General features: G+C 70.4%; 8 protein-coding genes and 3 pseudogenes. 6 read left to right on the top strand and 5 right to left on the bottom strand.

Translation table 11 applies throughout. The features are described from left to right. Window positions 1–66: 66 nt before the first annotated feature. Window positions 67–1,851, top strand: coding sequence for an ABC transporter ATP-binding protein (locus F3T56_RS27605; RefSeq protein WP_149828069.1), 1,785 nt, complete (start codon window positions 67–69; stop codon window positions 1,849–1,851). Here the strand turns inward: F3T56_RS27605 and F3T56_RS27600 are convergent. Continuing rightward, on the bottom strand, window positions 1,839–3,299 hold the full coding sequence (locus F3T56_RS27600; RefSeq protein ID WP_149828068.1) for an aldehyde dehydrogenase family protein: 1,461 nt from the start codon (window positions 3,297–3,299) through the stop codon (window positions 1,839–1,841). The genes F3T56_RS27605 and F3T56_RS27600 overlap by 13 nt on opposite strands. Window positions 3,300–3,529: 230 nt before the next feature. On the opposite strand from F3T56_RS27600, the gene F3T56_RS27595 reads away from it, so the two are divergent. Next, window positions 3,530–3,895: a nuclear transport factor 2 family protein gene (locus tag F3T56_RS27595; RefSeq protein WP_149828067.1), complete on the top strand. Its 366-nt coding sequence runs from the start codon at window positions 3,530–3,532 to the stop codon at window positions 3,893–3,895. A gap of 6 nt (window positions 3,896–3,901) precedes the next feature. Here the strand turns inward: F3T56_RS27595 and F3T56_RS27590 are convergent, their stop codons facing one another. Further along, complete coding sequence (locus F3T56_RS27590; RefSeq protein WP_246203919.1) at window positions 3,902–5,296, bottom strand: hypothetical protein; 1,395 nt, start codon at window positions 5,294–5,296, stop codon at window positions 3,902–3,904. 130 nt (window positions 5,297–5,426) lie between these two features. On the opposite strand from F3T56_RS27590, the gene F3T56_RS27585 reads away from it, so the two are divergent. Then, window positions 5,427–6,653 (top strand): glycosyltransferase, encoded by a 1,227-nt coding sequence (locus tag F3T56_RS27585; RefSeq protein WP_149828123.1) that lies wholly within the window; start codon window positions 5,427–5,429, stop codon window positions 6,651–6,653. Between the two features lie 61 nt (window positions 6,654–6,714). On the opposite strand, the pseudogene F3T56_RS48255 reads toward F3T56_RS27585, so the two are convergent. Then, window positions 6,715–7,114, bottom strand: a pseudogene (locus F3T56_RS48255) (TetR-type transcription factor C-terminal domain-containing protein); the annotation flags it as partial. A gap of 432 nt (window positions 7,115–7,546) precedes the next feature. On the opposite strand from F3T56_RS48255, the gene F3T56_RS27575 reads away from it, so the two are divergent. Then, window positions 7,547–8,806: a YncE family protein gene (locus tag F3T56_RS27575; RefSeq protein WP_149828066.1), complete on the top strand. Its 1,260-nt coding sequence runs from the start codon at window positions 7,547–7,549 to the stop codon at window positions 8,804–8,806. Here the strand turns inward: F3T56_RS27575 and F3T56_RS27570 are convergent, their stop codons facing one another. Both F3T56_RS27570 and F3T56_RS27565 read right to left on the bottom strand, forming a co-directional pair. Then, window positions 8,807–10,672 (bottom strand): cellulase family glycosylhydrolase, encoded by a 1,866-nt coding sequence (locus tag F3T56_RS27570; RefSeq protein ID WP_246203917.1) that lies wholly within the window; start codon window positions 10,670–10,672, stop codon window positions 8,807–8,809. It abuts the gene before it with no gap. A 97-nt stretch (window positions 10,673–10,769) separates the two neighbouring features. After that, a pseudogene (locus F3T56_RS27565) lies at window positions 10,770–11,848 on the bottom strand (DUF4037 domain-containing protein). 56 nt (window positions 11,849–11,904) lie between these two features. Between F3T56_RS27565 and F3T56_RS27560 the strand changes: the two are divergent. Continuing rightward, window positions 11,905–12,225, top strand: a pseudogene (locus F3T56_RS27560) (HDIG domain-containing metalloprotein); the annotation flags it as partial. Window positions 12,226–12,654: 429 nt separating this feature from the next. Next, complete coding sequence (locus tag F3T56_RS50160) at window positions 12,655–13,065, top strand: ABC transporter substrate-binding protein (protein ID WP_425473631.1); 411 nt, start codon at window positions 12,655–12,657, stop codon at window positions 13,063–13,065. Window positions 13,066–13,112 lie beyond the last annotated feature (47 nt).

Here is a 13,112-nt window from a genome sequence, read left to right as displayed (position 1 = left end):
ACCGCCGACGTACCCTGAAGCTCCGCGCCCGGTCCCCACTCCCCGACGGATCTGCCGAGGAGCCCTGTGAGCACAACTGAGAGCGGAACCGAGCAGCAGCCCACCTGGCGGCTGCTGCTCGGCTATGTACGGCCCCACCGTTGGGCACTTCTGCTGGGCGCGCTGCTGTCCCTCGTCACCGGGGCGACCGGGCTCGCCCTGCCCCTGGTGGCCCGGGAGCTCATCGACGACCTCTCGCACGACCGGGCCATCACCTGGGCCCTGGTCCTGATGTCGGTGCTGGTCGTCGGCAACGCGGCGTTGGGCGCGCTGGGTTCGTACGTACTGCGGCGCACGGCGGAGTCGGTGGTGCTCGGCGCGCGGCGCACGCTGTCGTCGTATCTGCTGCGGCTGCGCATCACGGCGGTCGACCGCAGCGAACCGGGCGACCTGATGGCGCGAATAACCTCCGACACCACCCTGCTGCGCGAGGTGACCACCGACACGCTCGTGGGCCTCGGCACCGGTGGGCTCACGCTGGTCGCGACGGTGGTGCTGATGGGTCTGGTCGACCCGGTGCTGCTGATCGTCACCCTCGGCGTGATCCTCGTAGCGGGCACGGTGTTCGGGGTGATCGTGCCGCGCATCAACCGGGCGAGCCGTGCCGCGCAGGACGCGGTCGGCGCGATGGGCGCCTCGCTGGAGCGGATCCTCGGCGCGCTGCGCACGGTCAAGGCGTCCGGTGCCGAGCACCGCGAGGAGGAGACGATCCACGCGGCGGCCAAGGAGTCGTGGCGGCAGAGCGTACGGGCCGCCAAGTGGTCGGCGGCCGCGGGCAACACGGCAGGGCTGGCCATGCAGATGGCCTTCATCACCGTCCTGGCGGTGGGCGGCGCCCGGGTCGCGACCGGCGCGATCGACGTGGGCACGCTGGTGGCGTTCCTGCTGTACGTCTTCTATCTGATGTCGCCCATCCAGCAGGTCGTGGGCGCGATCACCCAGTACCAGACCGGCGCCGCCGCGCTCGCCCGCATCCAGGAGGCGCTGCGTCTGCCCGCCGAGTCGGCCGCCCGGCCCGCGCCGCTGCCGGCGCCCGACGCGGAGCCCGCCGCCCTGGCCTTCGACGACGTCCGCTTCCGCTACGCCGACGACCTTCCGTACGTCCACCACGGGGTGACCTTCGAGGTGCCGGCCCGCGGCATGACGGCGTTCGTGGGGCCCTCGGGCGCGGGCAAGACCACGGTCTTCTCGCTCATCGAGCGGTTCTACGACCCCGAGGCGGGCGTCATCACGGTCGACGGCCGCGATGTCACCGAGTGGGAACTCGCCCAACTGCGGTCGGCGATCGGATACGTGGAGCAGGACGCGCCCGTGCTGTCCGGCTCCCTGCGCGACAACCTGCTGCTGGGCAACCCGGAGGCCGGCGAGGACGGCATCACCCGCGTGCTGAAGACGACCCGGCTCGACGGTCTGGTCGCGGGGCTCCCCCAGGGGCTGGAGACCCTGGTCGGCCATCGGGGCACCAAGCTCTCCGGCGGTGAGCGTCAGCGCGTCGCGATCGCCCGGGCCCTGCTGCGCCGCCCGCGACTGCTGCTGCTCGACGAGGCGACCAGTCAGCTGGACGCGGTGAACGAGGCGGCGCTGCGGGACACCGTCGCCGATGTGGCCCGTACGACCACGGTGCTGGTCGTCGCCCACCGGCTGTCCACGGTGACGATGGCCGACCGCATCGTCGTCATGGACGCCGGACGCGTCCGCGCGGTCGGCACCCACCGCGAACTGGTGGCCGCCGACCCGCTGTACGCGGAGTTGGCGGCCACACAGTTCCTGGCGTCCGATCCATCCGATCAGAACGGCGATCAGAAGGGGTAGTGCGCCTGCTGGGTGGCGATGGTCACCCAGCGGGTGTTCGAGAATGCCTCGATGCCCCAGCGGCCGCCGAACCGCCCGTAGCCGGAGGCCTTCACGCCGCCGAAGGGGGCCTGCGGTTCGTCGGCCACGGACTGGTCGTTGATGTGCACGATCCCGGTGCGGATCCGGCGCGCGACGGCCAGACCGTGGGTGGCGTTCTCGGTGATGATGCCGCAGGTCAGGCCGTTGTCGGTGTCGTTCGCGATCTCCACGGCGGTGTCGTCGGCGGCGAACGTCTCCAGGACGCAGAGCGGGCCGAAGGACTCCGTGTAGTAGAGGTCGGCGTCCTTGGGGACGTTCGTGAGCACGGTCGCCGGGTGCACGGCGCCCTCCGGCCGGCCGCCCCCGGTGAGCACAGTTGCGCCCTTGGCGACGGCGTCCTTCACCAGGGCCGCGATCCGCTCGGCGGCCGAGGCGCTGACCAGCGGCCCGACCACCGTGTGCGGGTCGTTCGGGTCGCCCGACTGCAGCGCGGAGACCTTGGCGGTGAACTTCTGCGTGAACTCCTCGGCCAGCGACTCGTGGACGAGGATCCGGTCGCCGGACATGCAAATCTGCCCGGAGTTCATGAAGACGCTGAAGGTGACGGCGTCGACCGCGTAGTCCACATCCGCGTCGTCGAGCACGATGACCGCGTTCTTGCCACCCAACTCCAGTACGGCGGGCTTGAGATGACGTCCCGCGTGCTCGCTGATGATCCGTCCGACGCCGGTGGAACCGGTGAAGTTCACCGCCCGCACCCGCGGGTCCGAGACCAGCGCCTCGGCGATCTCCGCCGCGTCCGCACGGTCGTTGGTGACCACGTTCAGCACGCCCTCCGGCAGCCCCGCCTCCCGGAACACGTCCGCGACGAGCAGCCCGCAGGCGATGGGCGCGTCCTCGCTGGGCTTGACGACGACGGTGTTGCCCGCGGCGAGCGGTGCCGCCACGGCGCGTACGCCGAGGATGACGGGCGCGTTCCAGGGGGCGAACGCGGCCACCACGCCCAGCGGTTCGCGCACCGCGAGGCCCAGCGCGCCCTGTTCCTGGCTGCTGAGCACCTCACCGCGCGGCGCGGTGATCGCGGCCGCCGCCTCGCGCAGGATGTTGGCCGCCAGCATCACGTTGAACAGCGCCCAGGGCCGGGTGCCGCCCGCCTCGCGTGCCATGATCTCGGCGACCTGCTCGCCCCGCCCCTCCAGCAGATCGGCGGCCTTGAAGAAGATCGCGCGCCGGGCGAAGGGGGCGAGCGCCGCCCACTCCTCGAACGCCGCGTCGGCGGCGTCCACGGCCCGCCGGACGTCCTTGGGACCTGCCGCCGCGACGGTCGCGTACACCTCCCCGGTGTACGGGTCGAGGTCTTCGGCGGTGCGGCCGGACGTGGCGGGCACGTCCTTGCCACCGATCAACAGGTCACGGGCTATGGCCATGGTGCGGCTTCCTCGGATTACGTATCGACGACTTGTACGCGGGGTACGCGGGAGAAACACAACGAATGTTCACGTTTGTTCGTAAAGTGAAATTCCATTCACGTTACTGTCCCGTGATGTTCTGTCCGGGCGCCGGGGAATGTCAAGGGCCCCGCCCTGTCCGGTCGGCTGCGTTTGCCGGGTCCCGTACGGCGGAGGAGCCTCGAAGGAGAGGATGAAGGAGGTCACCCATGGGCACCGCGGCAAGCCCCGCCTTCGACACCGAAACGCTGCGCCGGGGCACGGAACAGGCGAACGCGGCGACACTGCTGTCGCTCTACGCGGACGACGCTGAGATGCGCGTCGTGGACCGCAACACCCAGCCCAGCCACCCCAAGGTCCTGCACGGGCGGGCCGAGATCGGCGAGATGCTCGAAGAGGTCTGCAGCCGGGACATGAGGCACAAGCTGGAGCAGTGCGTCGTCCAGGGCGACCATGTCGCCTACACCGAGTCCTGCGAGTACCCCGACGGGGTGCGGGTACTGGCGAGTTCGATGATCTCGCTGCGGGACGGCAAGATCGTCGACCAGACCCTGGTCCAGGCCTGGGACGAGTAGCAACCGTCAGGCGGGCACGCCCAGTTCGTCGAGCAGGCGGTGCATGTCGGCCTCGGTGAGGGCGGGGTTGGACGCCGCCTCCATGGCCGGCCACGGGTCCCGCAGGAACTCCTCGATACGGGCCCGTGACAGCCGGGCGTCGCCCGCCGCCGCCCGCTGGACCGACGCCGACTCGTCACGGCTGAGGCGTTCGATCAGCTCCGGCGGCGCGTCGGGGTCGTGCAGGGCAAGCCGCCGCAGGAACGGGCTGGGATCGTCCGCGTACCGGGCGAGACCCTTCCTCGGGAACTGCGGCATGCGCAGCATGTCGTGGCTCGTGTAGCCGTCCCATTCCAGGACCGTACGCAGCAGCGCGTCCGCCGGCACGTTCGGCTGCCTCTCGCAGACCATCAGCCGGACCACGAAGTCCTCGTCCCGCACGAGCAGTTCGACGAGGTCGGCCGGGAGCGCCGGGTGGACGGCCGCGCTCCGGCGCAGCCAGCGGTGGGCGGAGGCCGTACAGGCACGCAGGGCGTCCGAGTCTCCGTCGAGTGCCAGGACCCAGCCGAGCGGGCCGAGACCGGCCGAGCGCTCGACGGTGTAGTCGATGGCCGCCCGCTGTTCCTCCGTCAGCTCGGGACGCGCCGACACCGCCCGTCGTACCTCGCGCTCGGGATCCACGGCGAGCCGTGCCACCAAGTCGGGCGGCAGCGACGGGTTACCGGCCAGCGCCTCCCTGAGGTAGGAGTCGTCGAGGTCCATGAGACGTTCGGCGGTGGCGCGGGGCAGCCGGGCCTCCGCGATCACGTCCCGGCGCTCGAAGTCCTCGACGAGGGCGAGGACTTGGTCGGTGCGGAGCTCGTCGGTGCGGCAGGCCTGCCGGTCCGCCGCCCGGCGCACGGCGGCGTCGGGGTCGGCGAGCAATGCCTCGCGTGCGGTCGGTTCCAGGGCGTCCCAGGCCCGGCACACGGCCTTGCGTACCCAGGGGTCCTCATGATCGGCGTACGCGACGAGGACACGGTCGGGAATGCTCGCCGACTGGGCCGCGGTCTCCCGTACGACCCGGTCGGGCGCGGACAGCAGCCGTGCGTACGTCTCGTCGGGCAGGGGTTCGGCCGGCCTGCGGTACGGCTGCGGCCCGTAGGCCAGTTCCGCCCGCACCCTGCGTTCGGGGTCGTCCACGAGCCGGGCCCGGTTCTCCGGGGCGGCCCCCTGGCTCTGGGCGAACTCGCCACGCACCCGCCAGTCGGGGTGGGTGACGAGCGCGTCGACGACGGCGGCGGGCAACCCGGCCCGGTTGCACAGCCACCGCCAGGCGGCCTTCGCCTCCGGGTGCAGCAGCCGCAGCAGAACCTCGCTGCTCGCGGCCTTGTTCAGGGCCAGCCCCTGGAGTACCTCGCTCCGCGCGTACGTCACCGTCACCGCTCGACTCCCCCCGTCGTACCGATCGGTCATCCTACGGTCGGCCAGGGGCTCTTTCGGGTCATCGCCGTCCGTTCGCCGGACCCGGCACGGCTTCGCCGCCATACTGGCCCGCGTGCGGGTAGCGATCATGACGGCGGGATCCCGGGGCGACGTGGCCCCGTACACGGGGCTGGGACATGGGCTGGTGCGGGCCGGGCACGAGGTGACCCTGGTGACGCACGCCCGCTTCGAGCCTCTCGTGGCGGGGTCGGGGGTCGCGTTCCGCTCCCTGCCGGTGGATCCGCGGGCGGAGCTGGAGTCGGAGCGCGGGCGGGAGTTGCACCGGAGCACGACCGGGGCCGGGAAGCTGCTGCGGGCGGTGAGCATGGCCCGGAGCCTGGTCGGGGGGATGTCTCACGATCTGGAGGTCGCCGCCCGCGCCAGTGAGGTGCTGCTGCTGGCCGGCACGCTCGCGCCGTTCGGCCACACCCTCGCCGAGGGGCTGTCGATTCCGAGCTTCGGGGTGAACCTCCAACCCCTGGCGCCTACAAGGGAGTTCGCGCCGCCGATGACCGGGGTGCGCTCATGGGGTCCCGTCCTGAACCGGGCGGCCGGGCACGCGGTGAACCTGTCCGTGGAGTGGATCTTCACGGAGGAGATGCGAAGGCTGCGCGCCGCATACGGGCTCCCGCGCACCGGCCCGGTCGCCGCCCGGCGGGCCCGGGAGCGACGGGGCTGGCCGGTGTTCCACGGCTACAGCCCCCGGGTGGTGCCGAGGCCCGGCGACTGGCGGGCGGGGCTGGACGTCACCGGGTACTGGTGGCCGTACGACCGCGAGGACGAGCTCCCCTCCCCGTTGCTGGACTTCCTCGACGCCGGGCCTCCCCCGGTCTTCGTGGGCCTGGGCAGCGCCACCGTGCCCGATCCCGAGCGGATGAGCGCCGAGGTCGTACGGGCGCTGCGGGCGGCCGGGCTGCGCGGGGTGATCCAGCGGGGCTGGGGCGAACTGCGCGGCGAGGGCGACGACATGTTCACGGTGGGCGAGGTGCCGCACTCCCTGCTCTTCCCCAGGATGGCCGCGGTGGTCCACCACGCGGGCGCCGGCACCACGGCGGCCGGCCTGCGCGCCGGTGTCCCGGCCGTACCCGTCCCCGTCCAGTTCGACGAGGCCTTCTGGGCCGCCCGCCTGGTCACCCTCGGTGTGTCCCCCGGCGCCGTACCCCTGCGTGGCTTCACCGCGACGGCGCTGACGGCGGGCCTGCGCCGAGCGACCGGCGACCCGTCGTACGGCCACCGGGCGCGTGCCCTGGCCGAGGAACTGCGGGCGGAGGACGGGGTGGCCCCGGTCCTGAAAGCGGTGAACGAACTCTCCTGACGGCGACGAACCGGCCGTCCTTACGGCGGTGAACCGGTTCCCCTGATGGCGGTGTGCTGCCTCACCCCTGCTCAGGACGCCAGCCCGCCGGGCGCAGTATCCCGAGCAGCAGGTGGACGAGTTCGTCGACCACCTCGTCGAGGGCCGCGTCGACGTAGCCGGCCTGCCAGTCGTGGAGGAGGCCGTTGACGCTGCCGATGAAGGCGGTGGCGGCGAGGCGGTAGTCGCGGGGGACGGCTTCGCCGCGTTCGGCGGCCGCGGCGGCCTCGGCGCAGATGAGCGACCCAGCGGGAACGGCGTTCGAGGCGCTGGCGCTCCAGGCGGGGGCTGACGCCGATGATCTCGGTGAAGGTGATGCGCAGTCGGCGCGGATCGCCCGTCACGTTGGCGGCGTAGGCGCGGAACGCGGCGGTGGCCCGTTGGGCGATCGGCTGCCTGTCCACCGTGGCGAGACCGGTCAGGGCGGTCCCGCCACGGCGAACCAGCCCCCGTAACGGCCGGTGGGCTGTTTCAGCGTCTCTGATTGACTTAGCGGGACTGAGCGTTGTTCAGCGGCTTGAGTCAATCGCCTTCGTGCCCTGGTGCTGTAGACCGGAGTCATCAGCCCGCGTGGCACGTCCCTCCGGACGCTGGTCGGCCAGGCCGTGAGGCCATGCCGAGGAGGGTGCCCGACGTCGCCTGGGCACCGGGCGTGCGCGTCACAATCTGCCACAGGTTCACTACGATTCGCTGATCCAACTGATGAGCCCTGACCGTTGACGACCCGTTGGGTCGTCTGTTGATTTTGTCGTGTCCCTGGTCTTGTGGTGAAGCGCGCCTGTTCCTTACTTTCCAGTAAGTATGCTCTGAACACCGAGGTGTTCAGACTCCGCCCCCGCGCAGGAGGAACCGACATGCCCCTCTCCCCCGCCCCCCGCCGCAGAACCTGGCACCTCGGTGCCGTCGCCGCCGCGCTCGCGCTGACCGCCTCCGCCGCCGCGACCGCCACCCCGGCGACCGCCGCGGCCGATCTGCGGGAGGTGATGTTCGTGGGCAACAACTGGGACGGCACCGCGGACGTCATCAAGTCGTCGGGCGACTTCGCGAAGATCGGCCGGATCAATGTCATCCCGGACAAGGACGCGCGGATGGCGGAGATCAACGCCGATCCGATCAGGTGGATCGCGTTCATGACGATCCGCAACAGCGTGGGGGAGGGTCACGACCAGTTCGTGGACGACATGTACTCCACGCCGGACGGCTCGTCGATGGTCGTCTCCCGCCCGAGCTTCGCCGATGTGGTCTCGATCGACCTGGCCACCGGGGACATCAACTGGCGCTTCCCCGTGTCGGGTTACCGCTCCGACCACATGGCGGTCTCCCCCGACGGCAAGCGGGTGGCGGTCTCCGCCTCGACCGCGAACACCGTGCATGTGCTGGACATCGAGACCGGCCGGCAGGTCGGTTCGTTCGGCACGGGCGACAAGCCGCACGAGAACATCTTCACCAGCGACGGCAAGTACATCTGGAACATGGCGATCGGTGATGTGAACACCCAGACCGACGCGACCTGGCTGGACTGGACGAAGGGCGACCGCAAGATCACGGTCGTCGACGCGAACACGTTCCAGCAGGTCAAGGTCATCGACATGCGGGACCGGCTCAACGCGATCGGGCTCAACGACTACTCGGACGCGGTCCGGCCCGCCGTGTTCTCCCCCGACGAGACGAAGCTGTACTTCCAGGTGTCGTTCTTCCACGGCTTCTTCGAGTACGACATCGCCACCGACAAGATCACCCGCACCAAGACCCTGCCGAAGAACCCCGCGACCAGCGACGACCGCACCACGTTCGTCAACGACTCCCGCCATCATGGACTCTCGATGAGCCCCGACGGCAGCAAGCTGTGCGTGGCGGGCACGATGGACGACTACGCGACCGTGGTGAACCGCAGCACGCTCCAGGAGGGCCCGCTCGTCACCGCCTCCAAGCCGTACTGGGCGACCGTCAGCGGTGACGGCAAGTCCTGCGTGGTCTCCGAGAGCGGCACCGACCAGGTCACGGCGATCGACTTCGCCACCGGCAAGAAGATCGTGTCCGTCCCGGTCGGCGACCACCCCCAGCGGGTACGGCTGGCGCAGGTGCCCGCCGACTGGACCGGACCCTCCGACTGACTAGTTGAACTCGGAGGCCAGCCACCCCGACAGCTCCGTCCGTGCCGCGCTCAACCGCGCGGCGGACGGGGTTGTCGCGCCGTTGGTGACCAGGGCGTAGTGCAGCTTGCCCGAGTCGGCGGCGGTGAGCAGCAGCCGGCGGCTGCCGGTGCCGCCCGGTTCCTTCGCGGCGGCGATGGGCGTCGACGTGGTGTACGCCGGCGGGGCGGCCGTCACCCCGAGGTCGGACACCACCGTCGCGGACGCGGTGGGGAAGGACGCCGGGAGGTGCAGTTCCGTCGGTTCGGTGCTGCCGTCCGAGCGCCAGACCAGCAGGGCGTACTGGCCCGAGCCGACGAGCGAGGAGACGTTCGGCAGTGAGCTGGGCACGGGGTTCCATGTCAGCGTCGTGGAGCCGTCGCGCGAACGGTCCTCGTAGGTGAAGGCGACGGCGCTGCCCGCGGTGGCGCTCGGGTAGATCCGGTCGAGCATCCGGGCGTCCTGGCGGAGCACGGCCGTACCGGAGTCGTCGAGGCGTACGGCGGAGAGATCCTCGCCGTTCCAGGCGTCGCCCTCGACCTGCACCTTGTCGGGGTTGTCGTTCATCAGCTCGTTGTGGCGGCCATTGTAGATGTCCCACTGCCACTGGGAGCCGGAGAGGACCGGGCCGGAGGTGGCCGGTTCGGCCCACCAGTCGGCGCCCTTCACCCGGGAGTCGAGCGCCTGGTACATGGCCTTGTAGACCGTGGGCGCCTTGTCGGAGACCGAGCCGCTGAGCGGGTGCCCGAACTCACTGATGATCGCGGCCGTGCCGCCAGCCGTGGCCCGGTCGCGGACGGTACCGAAGTCGGTCACGTACTGGCCATCCTCCGCCTTGCCCCACATGAAGACGCCGGAGATCGCCTTCTGGTCGTAGAAGTGGGTGTTGAAGACGAACCGCGGTCCGATCGTGCCCGCGTCGAGGAGTCCGCCCTCCTGCTTCTGGAAGTCGAGGTTGGCGTTCCAGAAGAGGTTCGGCTCGACGAAGGCGGGTTTGCTCTGCCAGCCCGCCGCGTCCATCCGGGAGCGGAACTTGACGTAGAACGGCCACAGGACGTCCTTCTCCCACGTCCTGCTGGTCTGCCCCGAGTCGAGGATCCCGGGATGCGGCTCGTTCCACGGGTCGAAGCCGACGACGCCCTGGAACTGGGCCGCGGTGAGGTTCGACTTCATGTGCGTCATCGTCTTCTGGGCGGTGTCCAGGAAGGAGTTCTGGAGCCCGTAGGTGTTGTGCCAGAAGTCGTACGTCGACTCCGTCACGGCCGCGTTGGAGGTGATGTTCTGGCCCCAGAACGGGCAGATGCCGCAGTACTCGTCGGGGTAGTCGCCGAGGTCGACGGCCCACTTGGGGGCACCGTCGCCGGTGTACCAGCTGTCCGAGTCGAACAGCCAGCGGGAGTAGAGGTCCTGGTGGAAGTCGGGGTAGACCCGGATCCCGGCGTCCAGGAAGGCGCCCATCTGCGCCGTGGCCGCCGCGAGGTACTCGGTGTCCACCTGCCCGCGCACCGGTTCCGCGTACGCCCAGGACAGCAGGAAGCGGACGGAGTTGCCGCCGCCGAGTGCCCTCAGCGCGGTCGCCGACTTCTTGGCGTCGGCGACCGAGGCGAAGGGAAGACCGTTGTTCTCCTTGAGCTTCGTCTCGCCGGAGACGTTGTAGCCACGCAGGACGACCTCGCGGCCGAGTCCGTCCTTGAAGCGGCCGCCCTCGACGGTGAGGGTGGCAGCGGCCTGGGCGTCGAACCAGAGTTCGTCAGTGAGAGCGGAGGCGGGCTGGGTGGGGCCCGCCGTGGTCAGGAAGCCGGTGACGAGTACGAGGACACCGAGCAGACGTGTGCGCAATCTTGACATGTCCGCCACATTCGACATGTCCCCTACCGTCCCAATGACCAGGCGGGACGTCAATACCACCTGACGCACGAGTAAGTACCCGTTTTCGCAGGACAGTTCACCTGCCACGGCCGGTTCTTTGCCCTCGGGGGCCGAGGGTCGGGGCCGGGCCGTCGAGGAGGTGCGGCAGGGTACGCAGGTCCGGGTCCGTGATGGTCACCGCCAGGGCTTGAGCGAAGCGTTCGGCGTGGAGGACCAGGTAGGGGCGCGAGTGGTAGGAGCGGCGGGTCGGGTCGATCGGCGTGATGAGTCCGGAGGCGTTCTGCAGGGCGGCGACCGCCTCGTAGGCGTCACAGAGGTGGGCTTCCCTGGTCGGGTAGTCCGTCGCCGCGAGAGCACCGCGGAATGCCGGGGTGAGCGACGCGGCCGCAGGCAGTCGACTGAACGCACTGCCGAGCCATTTGCCGTACGGGGCGTACTCGCGTTCCAGCAGCAGGCACAGGCGCATCAGGTGCCGTACGAGGCGGGCGGCCACGACGGCCGAACCGATGTCGTCACCGACCTCCGCGCAGCGCCCCACGAACGCCTCCTCCTCCGAGATGCGCAGCCACTGGCACGCCAACAGGTGTCGCCACACCTGCTCCGGGTACCAGGCCAGCCTGCGCCGAGCGTCGGTGAGCGTGCCGAGCTCGTCGTGGAACACCGCGCCACCGGTGGTCTCGGCGAGCCGTTGCTGCGACATCGTCAGCCAGTCACGTGCGCTCAGTTCCCCGTCGTACTGGCGCAGTCCGAGGCGAGTGGTGAGCCAGTCGTCGACGTCGTGCACGTCCACGCGATGGTTGACCGGACCGTCGGTCGGCCGCATGCGGCCGACCCGGTCCAGCGGGTCGTCGATCTCCTGGAAGTGCGTGGGCCAGCCGCGCACTTGCTTCGGCAGCCGCTCGGACAGGACGCGACGGATGGAATCACCGTGCTCGGCGCGGTCCTCGGCTGTCAGGAAGAGCTCCAGCCGCGGCCCCACTCATGGTCCGCGGACCGCGGAGTGTCGAACCCCAGCACCTCGGAACCGGCGCCGACCCGAGCCGCCGCGTACCGCAATCCGGGAAACAAGCCCCGGAGAATCGGCCGCACCGCCTCCTCATACAGGACCTTGGACAGCTCGATGCCGGGCATGAACGCGGCGTGGGAAGTCGTCATGTCCCAACTGTGCTGAACGGCCTCGCCCCGGAGCCATCGGTTATTACGCTGCCGCGGTGATGCTGCCGACGATTTCAGAGGCGCGGGCCCTGCACGAGAAGTACGCGCCGACGCGTGAGGCTCTCGACCTCGTGTACACCCACTGCGAGATCATCTGCCGCATCGCGGAGCAGCTCATGGCTCGCACTGTCCTCCAACTCGACCCGGCCCTCGTGCGTGCGGGCGCGCTGCTCCACGACATCGGCGTGTACCGGCTCTACGACCATGCCGGCCGACTCGATCACGGCGACTACATCCGCCATGGAATCCTCGGCCACGAGATCCTCCGCCAGGAGGGCTTCCCGGAGCGCCCCCGCCGATTCTGCTCCTGGTGGACCTCACCGCCGGCGACTACCACGTCACCGCCGGGACGCCCTGCGACCGCGAGTACCAGCACCTGCCCTGGAACCTCTACGACGGCCCCCACTCGCCCAACTGACGCCGATATCCACTGACTTCCCCCCGCAGCGGCCCTCCCCACATGCCGACGCTCCCCGCCTCCCCCTTTCCGCGCCCAGGAGCCCCGCCATGAAGTTCAAGTCACCTCTCGCCGCCATCGGCCTCGCCGGGGCGTTGACCCTCACCGCCGCGTGCAGCGGCGCCGACACCGGTGCGTCGCAGGGCGCCGCAGGCGTCGACGTCTCGAAGCTCGACCTCACGCCCACCACCGCCGAGGCCTCGGGCGCCGTAGCCTCCGTGAACTGGCTGTTGGAGGACGAGCCCGAGTCCTGGACCTCGACACCCAGGGCGGCAGCGCGGGCCGCACCGTGCTCAGCAATGTGTGCGAGCGCCTCTACCAGCTCCAGCCCGACATGTCGGTCCGCCCCTCCCTGGTCGAGAAGGAGACCAGACCCGACGCGAAGACCCTTGTGCTGACGCTGCGGGACGGCGTCACCTTCCACGACGGTTCGACGATGACCGCCGACGACGTCCTCCACAGCCTGCGGCGCCACGCCGAGCCGGAGATGGAGCAGTCCGACGAGTTCGAGAGCGTCAGCGGCATGGCCAAGACCGGCGACCGCGAGATCACCATCAGGTTCGAGCAGCCCGACGCCCTGTTCACCCAGGCGCTGGCCGGTGACGCCGGGCTCGTCTACAACCGCGAGCAGGTCGAGCAGGCGGGCGGGGACTTCGGCACCCCGGGCCAGGGCGACGCCTGCTCCGGGCGTACGAACTGACCGGCTGGAAGTCGGGCGACTCGATCACCCTGACCCGATTCGAAGGC

It is taken from the genome of Streptomyces tailanensis (genome assembly GCF_008386495.1).
GTDB classification, from domain to species: Bacteria; Actinomycetota; Actinomycetes; order Streptomycetales; family Streptomycetaceae; genus Streptomyces; species Streptomyces tailanensis.
The sequence above is the reverse complement of the archived record's forward strand: the minus strand, read 5'-3'. Positions and strand labels throughout refer to the sequence as shown.